This is a genomic window from Streptomyces sp. DvalAA-14 (genome assembly GCF_900091855.1).
In the GTDB taxonomy this organism is placed as follows: Bacteria; Actinomycetota; Actinomycetes; order Streptomycetales; family Streptomycetaceae; genus Actinacidiphila.
The window spans coordinates 18,196-37,953 of the sequence record NZ_FMCH01000420.1 but is presented as its reverse complement, the minus strand read 5'-3'; the positions used below and the strand labels follow the sequence as shown (position 1 = coordinate 37,953).

Sequence of the window (19,758 nt, the reverse complement as noted above, 5' to 3'; positions counted from 1 at the left end):
AGCCGGCTGGTGCGCCGCCGCCACCGGGTGCTCGAACGCTGCGGAGCACGGCACGCGGGCCCCCTCGCCCGGCAGTGCCTCCCCCGACGGCACCTCGCCCGCCCATGCGCCGGCCGCGGCCGGCTCGCCCACCGCGCTGCCCGCGCCGGTGCGGTGGCTCCCCGGTCGCGGTGAGATCCAGCCCGCCGCCAAACTCGCCGCCGTCCGGCTGGTGGAGGCCTTCGGGACCTGGCAGGCCGGACAGGCCGACCCGCGCCACGCCGCCGCCCGCGCGGCCGCGCTGGGGATCCCGGCCCGGCTGGCCGCCGAACTGGCGGCGGAGACCGGATCGCTGACGCCGCCCGCGGACGCGGCGGTCGTCCGGGTGATCGACGCGCAGTACGGCGGCATCCTGCCCGATACGGCGAGTGTCCTGGTCGTCTGCTCCCAGGCAACGAGGAGCGGCGGGACGGTCCACCAGGGCGGGACCACCGTCGACGTGCGGCTCACCCGTAGCCCGGCCGGCTGGGGCGTCACCGCGCTGCACCCCGCCAAGCCCGGCCCCGCCGCCCCGCTCGGCGCCCCGGCGCGGGCGGTGCTCGGCGACCCGCGCATCCAGCTGCCGCCCGACGCGGCCGCCGACATCCGCAGCGGCGCCGTGCACAGCAGCGTGCTGCGGGCGATGACCCGGCTGGCCGGCACCTATCGGATCTCGGTCAGCGTCGTCCGGTCGGGGCATCCGCTGGACGTCTTCGGCACCGACCGTCCCAGCGACCACCCCCGGGGCCGGGCCTTCGACGTGTGGCGCGTCAACGGGCACCCGGTCGTCGATCCGGCGACCTCCCGCGCCTTGATCACCGCCTTCATGCGGGCGGCAGCGGCGGCGGGCTCGTACAACGTGGGCGGACCGATCCAGCTGTCGGGCGGCGCGACCCCCCAGCAGTTCTTCTCGGACGACACCCACCACGACCACGTGCACATCGGCTTCACCGGCTGAGCCGGTACCCCGGCCCCCCGCACCCGATTCCCGGCTCAGCGGCCCCCGACCGCGCGCGGGCCGCGCAGCAGGGACGCGATGCCGGCCAGCGCGGACAGGCCGGCGGCCACCGAGAACACCAGCACCAGGCCGTGGTGGAACGGTCCGGACAGCAGGTCGGGGAAGAACTTCCGCCCGATGACGGTCTGCCGGGCCCCGGCTGGCAGGGAGGCCAGCGCGCCGCTGGGCGCCAGCAGGTGCTGGATCGGGTTCACCCCCAGGACCGCCGAGAACAGCGAGGACACCGGCGGCAGGGTGGAGACGTGCTGGGCGACGCCGTGCGGCACGCCCTGCTCCTCCAGCCCGTCGGCGAGCACCGACGGCAAGGTGGTCGACAGCCCGGCCACCATCAGCGAGATGAAGGCCCCGATGGACAGCGCGGTGCCGGCGTTCTGGAACGTCGAGCGCATGCCCGACGCCACACCGCGCTGGTCGGCGGGCACGCTGCTCATGATCGAGGAGGAGTTGGGCGCGCCGAACATGCCGCTGCCGATCCCGTTCGCGGTGATGATCAGCGCGAAGGCCCAGTAGGGGAAGTCGACCGGCAGCAGGGTCAGACCGATGAAGCTGCCGCCGAAGACGACCATGCCGGCCGAGGCGAAACCGCGCGCGCCGAACCGGTCGGACAGGGTGCCGGCCACCGGGCCGGAGACGAGGAAGCCGACGGTCAGCGGGAGCAGGAAGATGCCCGCCCACAGCGGTGTCCGGCTGAAGTCGTAGCCGTGCAGCGGCAGCCAGATCCCCTGCAGCCAGATGATGAGCACGAACTGCAGGCCGCCGCGGGCGACGGACACCGCGAAGCCGGCCACGTTCCCGGCGGTGAAGGCCCTGATCCGGAACAGGTCGAGCTGGATCATCGGCGCCGCGATCCGGTTCTCGATCAGGACGAACGCCACCAGGAGCAGCACGCCGCCGCCGGCCAGCAGGAACACCGCAGGGTTCGTCCAGCCCATGGTGTGGCCCCGGTAGGGCTGGAGCGCGTCGGTGACGGCGATCAGGACCGCGCTCAGTCCGACCGCGAAGGTGATGTTGCCCCACCAGTCGATGCGCCCGCCGCGGTGCTCGCCGGTCTCGCGGAGTTTGCGGTACGCCCACCAGGTGCCGAACAGGCCGACGGGCACATTCACCCAGAACACCGCCCGCCAGTCGACGGTGGCCAGCAGGCCGCCCGCGACCAGGCCGATGAACTGGCCGGACAGACCGGCGACCTGGTTGATGCCGAGGGCGAATCCGCGCCGCTCGACCGGGAAGGCGTCGGTCAAGATGGCGGCCGAGTTGGCGGTGAGCATCGATCCGCCGACGGCCTGCAGCAGCCGCCAGCCGATCAGCCACAGGGCGCCGCGGCCGCCGTGCAGCGGGTCGAAGGACAGCAGGACGGAGGCCACGGTGAACACCGCGAAGCCGGCGTTGTAGATGCGGACCCGGCCGAACATGTCGCCGAGCCGGCCCACGGTCACCACCAGGACGGCCTGGACCAGCCGGTATCCCATGATCATCCACAGCAGGTAGCCGATGTTGCCGGGCGCCAGCGGATCGAGGCGGATGCCCCGGAAGATGGCCGGCAGCGCGATGATCACAATGGAGCCGTCGAGTTGTGCCATGAACACCGCGGCGGTGGTGTTCGCCAGCGCCACCCACCGGTAGCGCTCCTCGGGCGAGCGCCCGCCCGCCCCCGCCCTCGGCCGTCTGATCATCGTGTCCTCACGGCCTGGGCCGGCAGGTGCTGGACTCCGGGGGACGCGGCGGCCCCGGCGCGTGGCGGCGGAGCGGCGGAGTGGCTGTCAGTCGACGAGACCGAGCTGCCGCATCATCCCCAATTCGTCGCTGCTCCCCCACCGCTCGACGATTTTCCCGTCCACGAACCGGCTGATCTGCATTCCCCGGTAGCTCACCGGCCGGCCGGTGGGGGCATGACCGCTCAGTTCACCGAGATGGGTGCCTTTGATGGTGTAGGCGAAAGCCAATTCGTCGTCCGTCGCCACCAGATGATCGACCTCGACCCGCAGATCGGGAAAGGCGGTGCGCATCTCGGCGAACATCGCCTTGTACCCCTCCGGCCCGGGCCCCTGCACCGGAGCGGGGTCGTGGTCGACCGAGTCGAGCGCCACGACCTCCGCGAAGGCATCGAGATCACCCCTTGCCACGGCTTCGCCGAAAGCGGTCTGAGCAGCCAGGTTGATCTCTTGAGACATGGGCATTCCCTTGCCGTCGGCGCTGAATTCGATCAGATTCTGACCGTATCCAAAACCCGCTGAGAACAAACGGATACCCGGTGGTGACCGCCTTTCGCCGCGCCGGTCGCATCAATGCCGACGGCCGGGTCCACCGGAATCCCCGCGATCAGCCCGTACGGCGGTTCAGGCGGATCCAGCGAAAGCCGTAGGGCGACAGCGGGAGGTCGGTGAGCTCGGGGGTCGGGGCGTCGTAGGGCTGGTCGGCGAAGACCTCGCCGAAGTCGGGGCCGGTGGCGGGCTGGGGGCCCAGGGGTGACGGTGGTCGGTGTGGCGGCGAGGTTGTGCAGGAAGAGCACCGAACCGGACGGGGAGTCGGCGCGGTGGGCCAGGACGCAGGCGGGCAGGTCGCCGCCGGTCAAGGGCAGGCAGGAGGCGCCGCCTTCGCCCACTTCGGGGCACTCGCGGCGCATCCGGATGGCGTGTTCGAGGAAGGTCAGCAGCGAGTCGGGGGCACGGCGCTGGTCGGTGACGTTGACGTGCTTGTAGCCGAAGGACCCCTGCCGGATCAGCCGGGAGGCGTTGGCCTGGGAGGGGGCGGTGCTGAAGCCGCCGCCGCGGTGCTCCGACCACTGCATCGGGGTGCGGATGGCGTCCCGCCCGTGCAGGCGCAGATCCTCGCCCATGCCGATCTCCTCGCCGTAGCGGACGACCGGTGTGCCGCGCAGGGCCAGCAGCAGCGCGTAGGCGAGCCGGAGGCGGGCCTGGTCGCCGCCGAGCATCGGGGCGAGCCGGCGGCGGATCCCCCGCCCGTAGAGCTGCATGTCGGGGTCGGGCCCGAAGGCCGCGAAGACGTCCGCACGTTCCTGGTCGTCGAGCTGGCTGAGGTCGGCCTCGTCGTGCAGGCGCAGGAAGCTCGCCCACTGGGCGGACCCGGGTATCTTCGGGCTGTCGCGCAGCACGTCCCTGAGCGGTGTCGCGTCGCCCCGGGCCAGCGAGAGCAGCAGCCGCGCGTTGAGCTGGAAGTCGAACAGCATGTGCATCCGGTCGCCCGAGCCGGCCGCGTCGCCGAAGAACTCCGGCAGCCGGGCGGGCTTGGCGTTCGCCTCGGCCAGGATCACCGCGTCGCCCCTGATCCACGACAGGTGCTCGCGCAGTTCGGTCAAGAAGTTCCAGTCCTCCGGCGGGTCGGGCTCGTCCGGCCGGGTCAGTTCGATGACGAAGGGGGCCGCGTCCAGCCGGAACCCGGACACGCCGAGCTGCGCCCAGAAGCCGGTGATGCGCTTGATCTCCTCCCGCACCCGGGGGTTGGCGATGTCGAGGTCGGGCTCGCAGTCGTAGAACCGGTGGTAGTACCAGGCCCGCGCCTTGCGGGAGTACGTCCAGGTCTCGTCCTGCTCGCCGGGGAAGACCATGCCCTGGCGGCGGTCGTCGGGTTCCTTGTCGGACCAGACGTACCAGTCGCGGTACGGCGATTCGGGATCGGAGACGGCGGAGGTGAACCACGGGTGCTGGTCGGAGGTGTGGTTGACCACCAGGTCCATGATCACCCGCAGGCCGCGGTCGGCGGCCAGCCGCAGCAGGTCGGCGAAGTCGCCGAGGGTGCCGAGCCGCGGATCGACGGCGTAGTAGTCGGTGACGTCGTAGCCGTCGTCCTTGAGCGGCGAGGGGTGGATCGGGTTCAGCCACAGGCAGGTGGCCCCGAGCCGGGCTATGTAGTCCAGCCGGCCGGCGAGTCCGCGCAGGTCCCCGATGCCGTCGCCGTCGGAGTCCTGGAAGGAGTCGACCTCGACGCAGTAGATCACTGCCTGCTTGTACCAGTGCTCGGCCATCACCGCCCCCGGAGGGCGCGGTGCGGCGGGCGGAGCGCGGGCGGGCGCGGTACGGCGGCAGGTCTCATAGGGGCCGCTTGGCCGCCCGCGGCGAAATGATGCCGCCCGCGGCCGGCTTTTCCCGGCGGGCCCGCGGCGCGCACGCGGCGGCGCAGTGCGGTGCGGTGAACGACACAGCCGCGGGCGCGGCCGCTCGCCCATGGCCGTGACCGCGCTGGGTACGGATGCCAGTAGGGTCCTGAGGGAGTCGGTGTGATCACCGGCGGGCAACGCGCCGTGCGCCTGGTGCTGTCCGCACACCCTGGCGCCGCGCAGAGAGCAGGAGAACGGTTTGACGTCCGCATCGCCACCGCCGTCGGCAACGCCGTCGCTGTCACCGTCGCCATCGCCATCGCCGTCGCAGACCAGGGCCGGGGGCGCTCCCGTGCCGGCTCCGGGCTCCCGACCGCAGCCGGTGCTCAGTCCGCTGACGACCGACGCGATCTTCCTGGTCGTGACGGTCGATCCCGGCGGGGAGCAGGCCGTTCGCGATCTGCTGGCCGATCTGGCCGGGCTGGTGCGGGCGTTGGGCTTCGGCGCGCCCGGGTCCTCGCTGAGCTGCGTGGCCGGCGTCGGCTCCGACGCGTGGGACCGGTTGTTCGACTATCCGCGCCCGGCCGAGCTGCACCCCTTCGTACCGCTGCGCGGGGCCCGCCACCACGCGCCGGCCACTCCAGGCGACCTGCTCTTCCATGTGCGCGCCACCCGCCACGACCTGTGCTTCGCGCTCGCCTCGGAGATCATGAACCGGCTGCGCGGCGCGGTCAGCGTCCTGGACGAGGTGCGGGGCTTCAAGTACCTCGACGTGCGCGACCTGCTGGGCTTCGTGGACGGCACCGAGAACCCGGTGGGCACCGGTGCGAGCGACGCCGTCCTGATCGGCGACGAGGACGCGGCGCACGCCGGCGGCAGCTATGTGATCGTGCAGAAGTACCTGCACGACCTGGACGGCTGGAACAGGCTGCCGGTCGAGGCGCAGGAGAAGATCGTCGGCCGGACGAAGGCGACCAACATCGAGCTGGACGAGGACGCCTCGCACGTCGCGCTGAACACCGTCGTCGACCCGGACGGCACCCAGCGGGAGATCCTGCGGGACAACATGCCCTTCGGCAGCCCGGGCCGCGGCGAGTTCGGCACCTACTTCATCGGTTACGCCCGCACCCCGGACGTCACCGAGCGGATGCTGCGCAACATGTTCCTGGGGGCGGGGCCGGCCGGCCACGACCGGATACTGGACTTCTCCACGGCGGTCACCGGCACACTCTTCTACGTGCCCTCCGCCGATTTCCTCGAGGACCAGCCCGGACTGCCGGCCGCGACCGCCACCACCGCCACCTCGCCGCCGGCCCCGGAGCCGGAGCCCGCGGCCGCCCCGGCGCCCTCCCCGTTCCCCCGGCCGGCCGACGGCAGCCTGGGCATCGGCAACCTGAACAGGAGCACGACCCCGTGAACAATCTGCACCGTGAACTGGCCCCCGTCTCCGCGGCCGCCTGGGCCGACCTGGAGGCGGAGGCGACGCGTACCTTCAAGCGCAATGTCGCCGCCCGCCGCATCGTCGACGTCCCCGAGCCGGCCGGTCCGGAACTGGCCGCGGTCGGCACCGGGCACCTGGACTCCTCGGCGCCCGCGCCGGCCGACGGCGTGCTCGCCCGGATCCGCCGCTCCCAGCCGGTGGTCGAGCTGCGGGTGCCCTTCACCATCGACCGCGGCCAGGTGGACGACGTGGAGCGCGGCGCGCAGGACGCCGACTGGCAGCCGGTCAAGGACGCCGCCCGGGCGCTGGCCTTCGCCGAGGACCGGGCGGTCTTCGAGGGCTACCCGGCGGCCGGCATCACCGGGATCCGGGCCGCCTCGTCCAACCCCGAGCTGACGCTGCCCGCCGACGTACGGTCCTACCCCGACGTCATCAGCCGGGCCATCACGGCGCTGCGCCTGGCCGGTGTCGACGGCGCCTACACGCTGGCGCTCAGCGCGGACGCCTACACCGCGGTCAGTGAGACCTCCGACCACGGCTACCCGATCCACGAGCACCTCGCCCGCCTGCTGGTCGGCGACATCATCTGGGCGCCGGCCATCGACGGCGCCTTCCTGCTCGCCACCCGCGGCGGCGACTTCGAGCTGCGCCTCGGCCAGGACGTCTCGATCGGCTACCTCGGGCACGACGCCACCTCGGTCGAGCTGTACTTCCAGGAGTCCTTGACCTTCCTGGTGCACACCGCCGAGGCCGCGGTCGCGCTCAGGCCCGCCGCCACGCCCGTCTGACCCCGATCACCCCGGATTCCCGTCCGAACCGGTCTCACGTTCGCCGGCCCCCGCGCGTCTTCGAAGCGTGACGGTGGGCCGGACGAGGCCGCCGGCCAGGAAGGGAGCAGGGCATGAGGACGTACACCGTCGTGGACTCCCCGGTCGGAGAGCTGGTGGTGACCGCCGAGGACGGGAGCCTGGTCGGGCTGTACTTCGCCCACCGGCACCGCGGGCGGCCGGCGCCGGCCGACTTCGGTGTGCGCGACGACACCGGCTTCGAGGCGGTGCGGCGGCAGCTGGCGGAGTTCTTCGCCGGCGCGCGGCAGACCTTCGAGCTGCCGCTGGCCGTGCGGGGCGACGCGTTCGAGCAGCGGGTGTGGGAACTGATCGCGGCGATCCCGTACGGCCGCACGCGCACCTACGGCGAGCTGGCCGACGAGCTGGGCGATCGCGCGCTGGCCCAGGCGGTGGGCGCCGCGGTGGGCCGCAATCCGCTCAGCCTGCTGGTGCCCTGCCACCGGGTGGTGGGAGCCGGCGGCAAGCTGACCGGTTACGCCGGCGGGCTGGACCGCAAGCGGTTCCTGCTCGACCTGGAGGAGCCGGCCGAGCAGCGCACGGCCCGGTTGTTTTGACCGCCGCGATCTCACGTTCCGGGCGCCCGCGTCGTTTACCGGGTGTGAGCAAGCCACCCTTCGAACAGATCGTGACCGACCACGGCCCGATGGTGCTGCGCGTGGTAAGGGCCGTGCTGGGCCCGCACGACGCGGAGGACGCCTGGTCGGAGGCGTTCCTGGCGGCGCTGCGGGCGTATCCGGAGCTGCCGGCCGACGCGAACGTCGAGGCATGGCTGGTGACCATCGCGCACCGCAAGGCCATCGACGCCACCCGGAGCACCGCGCGGCGCGCGGTTCCGGTCGGGGAGCCGCCGGACGTGCCGAGCCGCACCGGCCGGCCCGAGGACTGGGATCCGGACCTGTGGCGGGCACTGCGGGAGCTGCCGGACCGGCAGCGGCACGCGGTGGCCTACCACTATCTGGCCGGCCTGCCCTACCAGGACATCGCCGCCCTGACCGGCGGCAGCACCGACGCGGCGCGCAGAGCGGCCGCGGACGGCATGCGGACCCTGCGCCGCACCTACCCGAGGCACCCGACCGAGCCGACCGATCCCACCGAGCCCACCGACACCGATCCCGGGCACGACAACCCGACGGGAGTGAGGGGACGACCATGACCACCGACGACCCCGGCAGCGGGCGCCTGTTCGCCGGCCTGCCCGAGCAGGACCCCGAGGCGATGGCCCGGCTGCGCGAGCGTCTCGCCCTCGACGCGCGGCGCGAAGGCGTGCTCGACGTCGCCTACCGCACCCTGGACAGCCCGGCCGGCGCACTGCTGCTGGCCACCACCGAGCAGGGCCTGGTCCGGGTCGCCTTCGCCGTACAGGACCATCAGGCGGTGCTGCAGCAGCTCGCCGACCTGATCAGCCCGCGGGTGCTGAACGCCCCGGGCCGGCTGGACGAGGCGGCCCGGCAGATCGACGCGTACTTCACCGGACACCGCAAGCAGTTCCAACTGCCCCTGGACTGGCGGCTGTCGAAGGGCTTCCGGCGTGAAGTCCTGGCCCATCTGCCGGAGATCGGCTACGGGCACACCGAGAGCTACGCGCAGGTCGCCGTGGCCGCCGGCAGTCCCCGGGCGGTCCGCGCGGTCGGCACCGCCTGCGCCACCAATCCGCTGCCGCTGGTCGTGCCGTGCCACCGGGTCGTCCGCTCCGACGGCTCCCTCGGCCGCTACGCCGGCGGCGCGGCGGCCAAGGAGCTGCTGCTCGGCCTGGAGGCGGCGGCCTGAGCAGCGGCTCGGCCCGGCCACGCGAACGGGCGGCGGGCGGGGACCGTCCCTCGGTCCCCGCCCGCCGCCCGGTGCACGGTGCGAAACGTCAGCCGAGCGTCGCCAGCGCCTGGTTGAAGGTGGCCGACGGCCGCATCACGGCCTCCGCCTTGGCCGGGTCGGGCCGGTAGTAGCCGCCGATGTCGACCGGCCGGCCCTGGACCGCGATCAGCTCGGCGACGATGGTCTGCTCCTGCTCGGCGAGGGACGCGGCCAGCGCCCCGAACGCGGCGGCGAGCTGCGTGTCCTCGGTCTGCCTGGCCAGCTCCTGCGCCCAGTACAGCGCCAGGTAGAAGTGGCTGCCGCGGTTGTCGATGCCGCCGACGCGGCGGCTGGGCGACTTGTCCTCGTTGAGGAAGGTGCCGGTGGCCCGGTCCAGGGTGTCCGCGAGGATCTGGGCGCGGGCGTTGCCGGTGCTCTGCGCGAGGTGCTCGAAGCTGACCGCGAGGGCCAGGAACTCGCCCAGGCTGTCCCAGCGCAGGTAGTTCTCCTTGACCAGCTGCTGCACGTGCTTGGGGGCGGAGCCGCCGGCGCCGGTCTCGAACAGGCCGCCGCCGCTGATCAGCGGGACGACGGACAGCATCTTGGCGCTGGTGCCCAGCTCCAGGATCGGGAACAGATCGGTCAGGTAGTCGCGCAGCACGTTGCCGGTGACCGAGATGGTGTCCTCGCCGCGCCGGATGCGCTCCAGCGAGAAGGCGATGGCGTCCTCGGGCGCCTTGATCTCGATCTGCAGCCCGTCGGTGTCGTGCTCGGGCAGGTAGGCGTTGACCTTCTCGATGAGCACCGCGTCGTGGGCGCGGGTCTCGTCCAGCCAGAAGATCGCCGGGTTGCCGGTGGCGCGGGCGCGGGAGACGGCCAGCTTGACCCAGTCGCGGATCGGCACGTCCTTGGTCTGGCACATGCGGAACACGTCGCCGGCGCCGACGGCCTGCTCCAGCACCACCTCACCGGCGCCGTTCACCGCGCGGACGGTGCCGGTGGCCGGGATCTCGAAGGTCTTGTCGTGGCTGCCGTACTCCTCGGCGGCCTGCGCCATCAGGCCGACGTTCGGCACCGAGCCCATGGTGGCGGGGTCGTAGGCGCCGTGCGCCCGGCAGTCGTCGATGACGACCTGGTAGATGCCGGCGTAGGAGCTGTCCGGGATGACCGCCAGGGTGTCGGCCTCCTGGCCGTCCGGGCCCCACATGTGGCCGGAGGTGCGGATCATGGCCGGCATGGAGGCGTCGACGATGACATCGCTGGGGACGTGCAGGTTGGTGATGCCGCGGTCGGAGTCGACCATGGCCAGCGCGGGGCCGGCGGCGAGTTCGGCGTCGAAGGACGCCTTGATCGCCGCGCCCTCGGGGAGCGAGTCCAGACCCTTCAGGATGCCGCCGAGGCCGTCGTTCGGGGTGAGGCCCGCGGCGGCGAGGGTGGCGCCGTGCTCGGCGAAGGTCGCGGGGAAGAAGGCGCGCACCACATGGCCGAAGATGATCGGGTCGGAGACCTTCATCATGGTGGCCTTCAGGTGCACCGAGAACAGCACGCCCTCGGCCTTGGCGCGGGCGATCTGCGCGGTCAGGAACTCGCGCAGGGCGGCGACACGCAGCACCGAGGCGTCCACGACCTCGCCGGCCAGCACGGGTACGGACGCGCGCAGCACGGTGGTGCTGCCGTCGTCGCCGAGCAGCTCGATCCGCAGCGAGTCGTCGGCCGCGATCACCGCGGACTTCTCGGTGGAGCGGAAGTCGTCCACGCCCATGGTCGCGACGTTCGTCTTCGACTCGGCGGACCAGGCGCCCATCCGGTGCGGGTGCGCCTTGGCGTAGTTCTTCACCGAGGCGGGGGCGCGGCGGTCGGAGTTGCCTTCGCGCAGCACCGGGTTGACGGCGCTGCCCTTGATCTTGTCGTACCGGGCGCGTACGTCCTTGTCCTCGTCGGACTTCGGGTCGTCCGGGTAGTCCGGCAGCGCGTAGCCCTGCTGCTGCAGCTCCGCCACGGCCGCCTTCAGCTGCGGGATGGAGGCCGAGACGTTCGGCAGCTTGATGATGTTCGCCACCGGCGTCTTGGCCAGCTCGCCCAGTTCGGCCAGCGCGTCGTCGATGCGCTGTCCCTCGGCGAGACGCTCGGGGAAGGCCGCGATGATCCGTCCCGACAAGGAGATGTCCCGGCTCTCGACACTCACCCCCGCCGTGGAGGCGTAGGCCTCGATCACCGGCAGGAAGGAATACGTCGCCAAGGCCGGGGCCTCGTCGGTGTGCGTGTAGATAATGGTCGAGTCAGCCACCGGTCGCTCCGCTCCAGGTATCTAGATTGCTCGATATCAAGATATCCCGTGAGCACTCCTGGATCGACAGCGGCCCGCATCCGATCGTTCGATGCCGCCTTGCCGGCTCCCGATGTCGCCCGCGCGGGGCTGCCCGCCGCCCGGCGGCGGCGCGGCGGGGCCCGCGGTGTCACTTCAGGCGGGTCTTCCCGGTGCACTCGCGGTCGGGGCAGAACCAGTCGAGCGTGTAGAAGGGGTCGGGACGCGGCTCGGTGGTCTCGACCTTGACCGACACCGGGTGGACGGTGCGCTTGCAGTAGGGACACGTGCGGGACAACCCGGCCAGTTCACTCTCGTGACACCGCCGGGGCAACGCTTGGAGGTCCATACCTGCACGGTGTCATGGATAGGGCCCGGCCGGGAGGATCGCCGGTGGCGGACTGACGCGGGATGCCGGCCGCGGGCGGGGAGGCACGCCCGTCCAGGCGGGCGTGCCTCCCCGGCTTCGGGCTCCCGGCTCTCAGCGCATCGGCACGATGTCCGCGGCGTGCGTACGGGCGTCGTCGGCGCTGTCGTCGTCGGGCTGCCGCTCCGCTTCCAGCTCCGCGTTCACCCCGTCCACGTAGGTCTGGATCTCCTTCTCCGCCTCGGTCTCGTCCCAGCCGAGCAGCGGCGCCATCAGCTCGGCGGCCTCGCGGGCGCTCTTCTTGCCCCGGTCGAAGGTCTCGATCGAGATGCGGGTGCGGCGCACCAGCACGTCGTCCAGGTGGCGGGCGCCTTCGTGGGTCACGGCGTAGACCACTTCGGCGCGCAGGTAGCCGTTCGCCGCCCGCAGCGGTTCGGCCAGGCCGCGGTCCTCCCTGATCAGGGCGAGCACCTCGTCGACCAGGGACCCGTACCGGTTGATCAGGTGCTCGGCCCACACCACGTGGATGCCGTTGCGGTCCGCCAGCAGCTGGCGGGTGTTCAGCAGCGCGTAGTAGCCGTCGGCGCCGGCCAGCGGCACGTTCTCGGTGCACGACGGCGCCACCTTGGCCGGGAAGTCGCGGACGGCTTCGTCCACGGCGTCCTTCCCCATCACGCGGTAGGTGGTGAACTTGCCGCCGGCCACCACGACCAGTCCCGGCGCCGGCTGGGTCACCGCGTGCTCGCGGGACAGCTTGCTCGTGGCCGCCGAGGTCGCCGCGATCAGCGGCCGCAGCCCCACGTACACGCTCTCGACATCTTCCCTGGTCAGCGGGTTCGCCAGCACGGTGTTCACGTGGTCGAGCACATAGTCGATGTCGGCCTGGGAGGCCGCGGGGTCGGCCTTGTCCAGGGTCCAGGGGGTGTCGGTGGTCCCGACGATCCAGTGGCGGCCCCAGGGCAGCACGAACAGCACGCTCTTCTCGGTGCGCAGGATCATGCCGGTGTCGGACCGGATCCGGTCCTTGGGGACCATGAGGTGCACGCCCTTGGACGCCTTGATGTTGAACTGCGGGTGCTCCTCGATCAGGCCCTGCATGTCGTCGGTCCACACACCGGTGGCGTTGACCACCCGGCGGGCGTGGATCTCGTACGAGGTGCCGTCCTCGGTGTCGTGCACCACCGCGCCCACCACGCGCCCGTCGGCGCGGATGAAGCTGGCCACCCGGGCCCGGTTGGCGGTGAGGGCGCCGTAGGAGGCCGCGGTCCTGATCACGGTGGTGACCAGGCGGGCGTCTTCCACCTGCGCGTCGTAGAACTGGATCGCGCCGACCAGCCCCTCCTTCTTCAGCCCCGGGGCGAGCCGCAGGGCGTGGCGGCGCGAGAGGTGCCGGTGCAGCGGCAGCCCGTTGTGGCCCGAGGTCACCGCCATGCCGTCGTAGAGCGCGATGCCGGCGCCGACGTAGATCCGCTCCCAGCCGCGGTGCTGCAGCGGGTAGAGGATCGGGACCGGCTTGACCAGGTGCGGGGCGAGGCGCTCGTGCAGCAGGCCGCGTTCCTTGATCGCCTCCCTGACGAGGGCGAAGTCGAGCATCTCCAGATAGCGCAGCCCGCCGTGGATCAGCTTGGTGGCGCGGCTGGACGTACCGGCCGCCCAGTCCTGGCCTTCGACGAGGCCGGTGGCGAGCCCTCTGGTCGCGGCGTCCAGCGCCGCCCCGGCGCCGACAACGCCGCCGCCCACCACCAGGACGTCGAGTTCGTGCTCCGCCATCCGCGTGAGCGCCTCTTTACGGGCCTGGGGGCCCAGTGTCGCTGCCCGCATCCGTACCTCCAGCTGCCAGATGCCACCGGGTGCGCTTGTGGTGGCGAACGATGAGCGCTGCCTCTCCACCGTAGGCACGAGGGGTCGATCCGGCGATATATGAATATTCATACCGGGATCGGATATTTTTCGGCCGTCGCCGGTGACCGTCGTGTCCGTGGCCGCGCGACACCCGGCGGGCGATACTCGAGCAATGTGTACAGGTGGCACGCCCAGCGATCATGATGTGCGGGTCCTGCACGACTTCGAGCCCAGCACCCCCATCGCCCTCGAGCCGGTCGACTCGGTCACGGTCACCACGCTCATGGACAACGTCTCCGACATGCTGATGCCGTCCCAGGGGCCCGCCCGGCGGCCGGGCCTGGGGTCCGCCCCCTCGGTGGCGGCCTCGACGATGGAATACGGGCAGGTGCCCGACGCCCTGGTGGCCGAGCACGGTTTCTCCGCGCTGGTCACCGTCGTCAAGGACGGCCGGGAGCACCGCTTCCTGTTCGACGCGGGGACGAGCCCGGACGGCGTGGTGGAGAACATGCGCCGGCTCCGGATCGATCCGTCGTCCATCGAGGCGATCATCTGCAGCCACGGGCACTTCGACCACACGGCCGGCCTGGACGGGCTGATCCGGGCACTCGGCGGCCGGGTGAACCTGCCCGTCCTGATCCACCCGCATTTCTGGCGGCGCCGCCGGCTCGCGCTGCCCGGCATCGAACCGCTGGAGATCCCCACCACGAGCCGGCGCGCCCTCGAAGGCGCCGGATTCACGGTGATCGAGGACCGGCAGCCCAGCTTCCTGTTCGAAGGGTCGGTCCTGGTCACCGGCGAGGTGCCGCGGGGCACCGGTTACGAGCCCGGTTTCCCCGGACAGCAGGCGTTCCTCGGCGGGGCGTGGGAGCCGGATCCGCTGGTGCTGGACGACCAGGCGCTGATCATCGACATCAAGGACAAGGGCCTGCTGGTCATGACGGGCTGCGGGCACGCGGGCGTGGTGAACATCTGCCGCTACGCCCGCCGGCTCACCCACGACCGGCCGCTGCACGCGGTCATCGGCGGATTCCACCTGAGCGGGCCGCGCTTCGAGCCGCTGATTCCCCGGGTGCTGGCGGATCTGGCGGAGCTGACGCCGTCGGTGCTCGTCCCGGCCCACTGCACCGGCTGGCGGGCGCAGCACGCGATGGCGGCCCGGTTCGGCGAGGCGTTCGTGCCCAATACGGTCGGCACCCGGTTCGCCCTGTGACACCGCTGGTGGGCCGCCGGTCGGCCGGCGTTCTCAGCGCAAGCGGCCGGACAGGAAGACCGAGCCGTCCTTCTCCGGCGCGAGGGGAATCCCCGAGGCCAGTGAGCGGGGCACGACCGCGGCGGCCTGCCCCAGCCGGTTGATGCCCAGCATCAGCAGGATCGGTGCGGTGGACGCCGCCACGTGCGCGCCCATCGAGCCGGCGATGCCCATCATCGCCAGCCGGGACACCACCAGACCGGCCCACAGCCACAGGCCGCTCACCGGCATGCGGCCCCACAGGCCGCCGCCTCGGTGCTCCAGCCGCAGCACCGAGCCCTGCGCCACGCCGATACCGGCCGCGATCAGCGCGCCGACGACGATGCAGCCGATGTCGGTGGCGGTGGGATGGTGGCCGCCCCTCCCCAGATCGACCGCGCCGATCACGGTCAGGATCGCCGGGAGCAGCACCAGCCGCTTGCCGCGCAGCGGCTCCCCCCTCAACTGCCGTCCGATGACCAGGACGACCACTCCGACCGCGGCCAGCAGTTCCAGGACGCTCACAGCACTCTCCTCCAGGCGGTGTTCGGCACCGGCACCGCGGCCCCGCACCGTTCAGCACGGTCGGGGGCGGTGCCGTCTGCTCCGCTTCGACGGTAGGAGGAGAGCGGGTGGGCAAACGTCAGCCCGAGGGTTGACCCCGGGTTGACCCGCCGCCCCCGCGTCCCGGGACGGTCACGGCCAGCCCAAGCCCCAAAGGGGCGCGGGGAACTGCGCGATCGGCCACGACCGGCCCCGCAACCGTCACGACCAGCCCAAGCCCCAAAGGGGCGCGAGGAACTGCGCAACCAGCCACAACCGGCCCCGCAACCGTCACGGCCAGCCCAAGCCCCAAAGGGGCGCGCGGAACTGCGCGACCAGCCACGACCGCCCCGCAACTGTCACGATCCACCCAAGCCCCAAAGGGGCGCGGGGAACTGCGCGATCGGCCACGACGGCGCCGCAGCCGACCGCACACCCACCCCCCGACGGCGGGGACGCCGTGCCGCCGGCTCAGTGGGCGGGTGCGATCCGCCCGCTGACCGCGCCGAGGCCGATCCGGGCGCCGCCCGGCCCCGGCGCGGTCGCCGTGATCGTCACCTCGTCACCGTCCTCCAGGAAGCCGCGCCGGCTGCCGTCCGGCAGCTCCAGCGGCTGCTCACCATTCCAGGTCAGCTCGATCAACGCGCCGCGCCCCCACCGCTCCGGGCCGCTGACCGTGCCGGAGGCAAACAGGTCCCCGGCCCGCAGGCTCGCGCCGTTGACCGTCAGGTGGGCCAGCATCTGGGCGTAGGTCCAGTACATGGCCGCGAAGCGGGGCCGCGCCACGAGATGCCCGTTGAGCCGGACCTCCAGGGCGATGTCCAGGCCGTACGGGGGCCGGGCCGCACGGTCGTCGAGGTAGGGCAGCGGCTCGGTGTCGCGGGGCGGCGGGTCGACCCGGGCCGCGGCGAGGGCGTCCAGCGGCACCACCCAGGGCGAGACGGAGGTCGCGAAGGACTTGCCGAGGAAGGGGCCGAGCGGGACGTACTCCCAGGATTGGAGGTCGCGGGCCGACCAGTCGTTGACCAGGCACACGCCGAAGACATGCGCGTCCGCGTCGGCCAGCGCCACCCGGGAGCCCTGCGCGGTGGGCGCGCCGACGACGAAGCCGAGTTCGGCCTCGATGTCCAGGCGGCGGGAGGGACCGTAGTCCGGAGCCGGGTCCGCCGGCGCCTTGCGCTGGCCGCAGGGCCGGACCACCGGGGTACCGGAGACCACCACGGTGCCCGCCCGGCCGTGGTAGCCGATCGGCAGGTGCTTCCAGTTCGGGGTCAGCGGCTCCGCGCCCGGGCGGAAGATCCGGCCGACCGTGGCGGCGTGATGCTCCGAGGCGTAGAAGTCCACGTAGTCCGCGACGTCGAACGGCAGGTGGAGGACGACATCCGCCCGGGGAATCAGGCAGGGCTCGACCGCCGCCCGGTGCCGGTCGGCGGTCAGCCATCCGGTGAGGGCGGCCCGGACCCGGGTCCAGACCGGCCGCCCGGCGGCCAGCAGCGGGTTCAGCGAGGCGGCGGTGAGCAGCGCGGTCAGCTCGGCGGGGGCGCCGGTGGCCCGGGCGGCGGCGCCCGCGTCCAGGACCTGGTCCCCGTAGGCGACACCGAGCCGCCGCCGTCCGGGTTCCGCGGCCGTACTGAACACGCCGTAGGGCAGGTTGTGCGCCCCGAAGAGCGCGTCGGGCGGAACGTCGAGCGGGCTCGGGGACGGCAACGGTTCTCCAGGGATCGGGTCAGGGATCACTCGGGGATCACTCGGTGATCACGAAACGCCCCGAGGGTACCGCCGGGGCCGCCCCCACCGGCCGGAAGTCCGGTTTGGAGCTGCCGTCCCCCCAAACGTAAAGTTCCCCTCAAGGCCGAGGCGGCTCCCGGCGTACCGGGTCGAACAGCCGGGCGAGGTGCGACCGGGCGACGGACGAAGAGAGCAGCGGCGGGATGACGGCGACAACGCAGGACCTTCACGACCTCGGGCCGGAGGAGGGCACCAGCGCCGGTCGGACCGCCGCCCCGCAGCGGCAGGCGAACCCGGGGTCCTACGACCCCGACGACCCGCGCGACGCACGTGATCCCGGCGATCCGGACGACGCGCCTCACGGGTTCCCGGATGACGCCGCGGGCCCCGGCATCGACCGGGCCCGGATGGAGATCTGCCTCGCCGTCCTCGCCGATCTGGAGCTGCTGCCGGTCGACCACCCGGACGCCGTCGCGGTCCGCCGGGCCACCGCCGGCATCTACCGCTCGGTGAAGCAGCGCCGCCGCCAGGAGCGCCGGGCCGCGAAGACCGCCAACGACAAGGCCGTCACCGAGGCGACCGCGACCGGCGCCGCCGACCGGATCGACGACGAGACGCTCGGCATCCAGCTGACCGCCTCGGTCGGTACCGAGATCGCCGGCATCCTGGAGCGGCCCCGGTCCTGCTACGTCTGCAAGACCCGGTATGTCGAGGTGGACGCCTTCTACCACCAGCTGTGCCCGTCGTGCGCCGCCGAGAACCGGACCCGACGCGAAGCGCGTACCGATCTGTCCGGGCGGCGCGCCCTGCTCACCGGCGGCCGGGCCAAGATCGGCATGTACATCGCGCTGCGGCTGCTGCGCGACGGCGCCCACACCACCATCACCACCCGCTTCCCCAACGACGCGATCCGCCGCTTCAAGGCGATGCCGGACAGCGACGAGTGGATCCACCGGCTGAAGGTCGTCGGCATCGACCTGCGCGACCCGGCGCAGGTCGTGGCGCTGGCCGAGTCGGTGGCCGCGGCCGGGCCGCTGGACATCCTGATCAACAACGCCGCCCAGACCGTACGGCGCTCCCCGCGCGCCTACAGCGAGCTGGTCGCGGCCGAGGCCGCCCCGCTGCCCGCCGGTGAACTGCCCGCCGCCGAGGTCTTCGGCGCCTTCGGCTCGGGCGCCCAGACTGCCGCGGCGCTGCCCTCGCCGCGCGGCGACGCGCTGACCGCGCGGGACGTCACCGAACTGGCCCTGGTCAGCGGTTCCGCCTCGCCGGCCCGGATCGAGGCCGGCACCGCGATCGACGCGGGCGGCCTCGTACCCGATCTGGATCCCAGCAACACCTGGGTGCAGACGGTCGGCGAGGTCGATCCGGTGGAGTTGCTCGAAGTGCAGCTGTGCAATGTGACCGCGCCCTTCGTGCTGATCAGCACATTGCGCCCGGCCATGGCCGCGGCGGCGGCCCGCCGCAAGTACGTGGTCAACGTCTCGGCGATGGAGGGGCAGTTCAGCCGCGGCTACAAGGGCCCCGGCCACCCGCACACCAACATGGCCAAGGCCGCGCTGAACATGCTCACCCGCACCAGCGCGCAGGAGATGCTGGAGACCGACGGCATCTTGATGACCGCGGTGGACACCGGCTGGATCACCGACGAGCGCCCGCACCCCGACAAGGTGCGGCTCGCCGCCGAGGGCTTCCACGCCCCGCTGGACCTGGTGGACGGGGCGGCGCGCGTCTACGACCCCGTCGTCCGCGGCGAGCGGGGCGAGGACCTCTTCGGCTGCTTCCTCAAGGACTACCGCCCGTCGGCCTGGTGAGCGCCGTTTCCGGACCCGGAAACGGCACCACGCACCCGGCACCGGGCCCGGAACCCGGAAATCCGTTGGCACACCGGCGGGGCGTCCCGGAAGGATGAGTCGGTGCGGGAGGATGTCCGGGTAACCGAACACACATCCGGGCCGCCCGTCACGGGGGTGCGGGCGGCCCGGGAGTGGGCGCCGGCCCGGTCGGTTCCGCGCACCGGCCGGTGGGAGCCCGTAGCGTGGACCCGTGTCCCCGTTTGTGATCGAGCGCCGCACCGCACTGCCGCCGGCCGAGGCCTGGCGGCGCGTCACCACGTGGGAACGGCACACCGCGAGCGTGCCGTTCACCGAGATCACGGTGAGTACGCCGCCGCCGTCCGGAGTCGGCACGGCCTTCACGGCGCGGACCCGGGTCGGGCGGATCGGGTTCGAGGACCCGATGCGCGTCACCGTATGGGCGCCGCCCGTGGCGGGGACCGGCGGCGAGGCCGGGGCCGGGCACTGCCGGCTGGAGAAGACCGGGCGGGTCGTCACCGGGTGGGCCGAGATCGAGGTGACGCCCGATGGCGCCGGCTCACGGGTGCGGTGGCGGGAGGAGCTCCGCATCCGGCGGCTGCCGCGCTTGCTCGACGGGCTGACCGGGGGCACCGGGCGGCTCGTCTTCGGCCGGGCGCTGGACACGCTGCTGGCCGACCGGGCCCACGACGACGGCCGGAACTACGGTCGTGACGACGGTCGTGACGACGGTCGTGACGACGGCAACGGATCATCCTGAG

At 72.6% G+C, this 19,758-nt stretch carries 17 protein-coding genes; 9 read left to right on the top strand and 8 right to left on the bottom strand.

All coding sequences use genetic code 11. The annotated features are described in order from the left end of the window. Positions 1–976: hypothetical protein (locus tag GA0115240_RS22465; protein ID WP_237555119.1), on the top strand; the 976-nt coding region annotated here is incomplete at its 5' end. Between the two features lie 35 nt (positions 977–1,011). Here the strand turns inward: GA0115240_RS22465 and GA0115240_RS22460 are convergent. From GA0115240_RS22460 to GA0115240_RS22450, 3 genes are all read right to left on the bottom strand, one after another. Continuing rightward, the gene (locus tag GA0115240_RS22460; protein WP_093738994.1) at positions 1,012–2,709 is read right to left on the bottom strand and encodes an MFS transporter; all 1,698 of its coding nucleotides are present in this window, start codon (positions 2,707–2,709) and stop codon (positions 1,012–1,014) included. A gap of 87 nt (positions 2,710–2,796) precedes the next feature. Then, the gene (locus GA0115240_RS22455) at positions 2,797–3,207 is read right to left on the bottom strand and encodes an ester cyclase (RefSeq protein WP_093738992.1); all 411 of its coding nucleotides are present in this window, start codon (positions 3,205–3,207) and stop codon (positions 2,797–2,799) included. 32 nt (positions 3,208–3,239) lie between these two features. Continuing rightward, the gene (locus GA0115240_RS22450; protein ID WP_093738990.1) at positions 3,240–5,018 is read right to left on the bottom strand and encodes an alpha-amylase family protein; all 1,779 of its coding nucleotides are present in this window, start codon (positions 5,016–5,018) and stop codon (positions 3,240–3,242) included. A 454-nt stretch (positions 5,019–5,472) separates the two neighbouring features. On the opposite strand from GA0115240_RS22450, the gene GA0115240_RS22445 reads away from it, so the two are divergent. From GA0115240_RS22445 to GA0115240_RS22425, 5 genes are all read left to right on the top strand, one after another. After that, positions 5,473–6,507 (top strand): Dyp-type peroxidase, encoded by a 1,035-nt coding sequence (locus tag GA0115240_RS22445; protein ID WP_346267970.1) that lies wholly within the window; start codon positions 5,473–5,475, stop codon positions 6,505–6,507. Then, a complete protein-coding gene (locus tag GA0115240_RS22440) occupies positions 6,504–7,319 on the top strand; it encodes a family 1 encapsulin nanocompartment shell protein (RefSeq protein WP_093738986.1) in 816 nt (271 codons plus the stop codon). Before GA0115240_RS22445 ends, GA0115240_RS22440 begins: the two co-directional genes overlap by 4 nt. 113 nt (positions 7,320–7,432) lie before the next feature. Next, entirely contained in the window at positions 7,433–7,933 is a 501-nt protein-coding gene (locus GA0115240_RS22435; protein ID WP_093738984.1) for a methylated-DNA--[protein]-cysteine S-methyltransferase, read from the top strand. 44 nt (positions 7,934–7,977) lie between these two features. Continuing rightward, positions 7,978–8,532 (top strand): RNA polymerase sigma factor, encoded by a 555-nt coding sequence (locus GA0115240_RS22430; RefSeq protein ID WP_093738982.1) that lies wholly within the window; start codon positions 7,978–7,980, stop codon positions 8,530–8,532. Continuing rightward, the gene (locus GA0115240_RS22425; protein WP_093738980.1) at positions 8,529–9,146 is read left to right on the top strand and encodes a methylated-DNA--[protein]-cysteine S-methyltransferase; all 618 of its coding nucleotides are present in this window, start codon (positions 8,529–8,531) and stop codon (positions 9,144–9,146) included. Before GA0115240_RS22430 ends, GA0115240_RS22425 begins: the two co-directional genes overlap by 4 nt. Before the next feature lie 88 nt (positions 9,147–9,234). Here the strand turns inward: GA0115240_RS22425 and GA0115240_RS22420 are convergent, their stop codons facing one another. The 3 genes from GA0115240_RS22420 to GA0115240_RS22415 all read right to left on the bottom strand — a co-directional run bounded on the left by GA0115240_RS22420 (position 9,235) and on the right by GA0115240_RS22415 (position 13,660). After that, positions 9,235–11,454: an NADP-dependent isocitrate dehydrogenase gene (locus GA0115240_RS22420; RefSeq protein WP_093738978.1), complete on the bottom strand. Its 2,220-nt coding sequence runs from the start codon at positions 11,452–11,454 to the stop codon at positions 9,235–9,237. Positions 11,455–11,623: 169 nt separating this feature from the next. Further along, positions 11,624–11,770 carry a hypothetical protein gene (locus tag GA0115240_RS37135; RefSeq protein WP_161302378.1) on the bottom strand — a complete coding sequence of 49 codons (147 nt, stop codon included), beginning with the start codon at positions 11,768–11,770 and terminating at the stop codon, positions 11,624–11,626. Between the two features lie 183 nt (positions 11,771–11,953). Next, positions 11,954–13,660: a glycerol-3-phosphate dehydrogenase/oxidase gene (locus tag GA0115240_RS22415; protein ID WP_093738976.1), complete on the bottom strand. Its 1,707-nt coding sequence runs from the start codon at positions 13,658–13,660 to the stop codon at positions 11,954–11,956. A 193-nt stretch (positions 13,661–13,853) separates the two neighbouring features. Between GA0115240_RS22415 and GA0115240_RS22410 the strand changes: the two genes are divergently transcribed. Continuing rightward, a complete protein-coding gene (locus GA0115240_RS22410; RefSeq protein ID WP_093738974.1) occupies positions 13,854–14,894 on the top strand; it encodes an MBL fold metallo-hydrolase in 1,041 nt (346 codons plus the stop codon). 33 nt (positions 14,895–14,927) lie between these two features. Here the strand turns inward: GA0115240_RS22410 and GA0115240_RS22405 are convergent, their stop codons facing one another. Then, a complete protein-coding gene (locus tag GA0115240_RS22405) occupies positions 14,928–15,437 on the bottom strand; it encodes a hypothetical protein (RefSeq protein ID WP_093738972.1) in 510 nt (169 codons plus the stop codon). Between the two features lie 489 nt (positions 15,438–15,926). Further along, on the bottom strand, positions 15,927–17,162 hold the full coding sequence (fahA, locus tag GA0115240_RS22400; RefSeq protein ID WP_093738970.1) for a fumarylacetoacetase: 1,236 nt from the start codon (positions 17,160–17,162) through the stop codon (positions 15,927–15,929). Positions 17,163–17,590: 428 nt separating this feature from the next. Between fahA and GA0115240_RS22395 the strand changes: the two genes are divergently transcribed. Together GA0115240_RS22395 and GA0115240_RS22390 are read left to right on the top strand one after the other, a co-directional pair. Then, positions 17,591–18,997: an SDR family NAD(P)-dependent oxidoreductase gene (locus GA0115240_RS22395; protein ID WP_093738998.1), complete on the top strand. Its 1,407-nt coding sequence runs from the start codon at positions 17,591–17,593 to the stop codon at positions 18,995–18,997. 232 nt (positions 18,998–19,229) lie between these two features. Next, positions 19,230–19,757, top strand: coding sequence for an SRPBCC family protein (locus tag GA0115240_RS22390; RefSeq protein WP_256069934.1), 528 nt, complete (start codon positions 19,230–19,232; stop codon positions 19,755–19,757). Position 19,758: the final 1 nt, after the last annotated feature.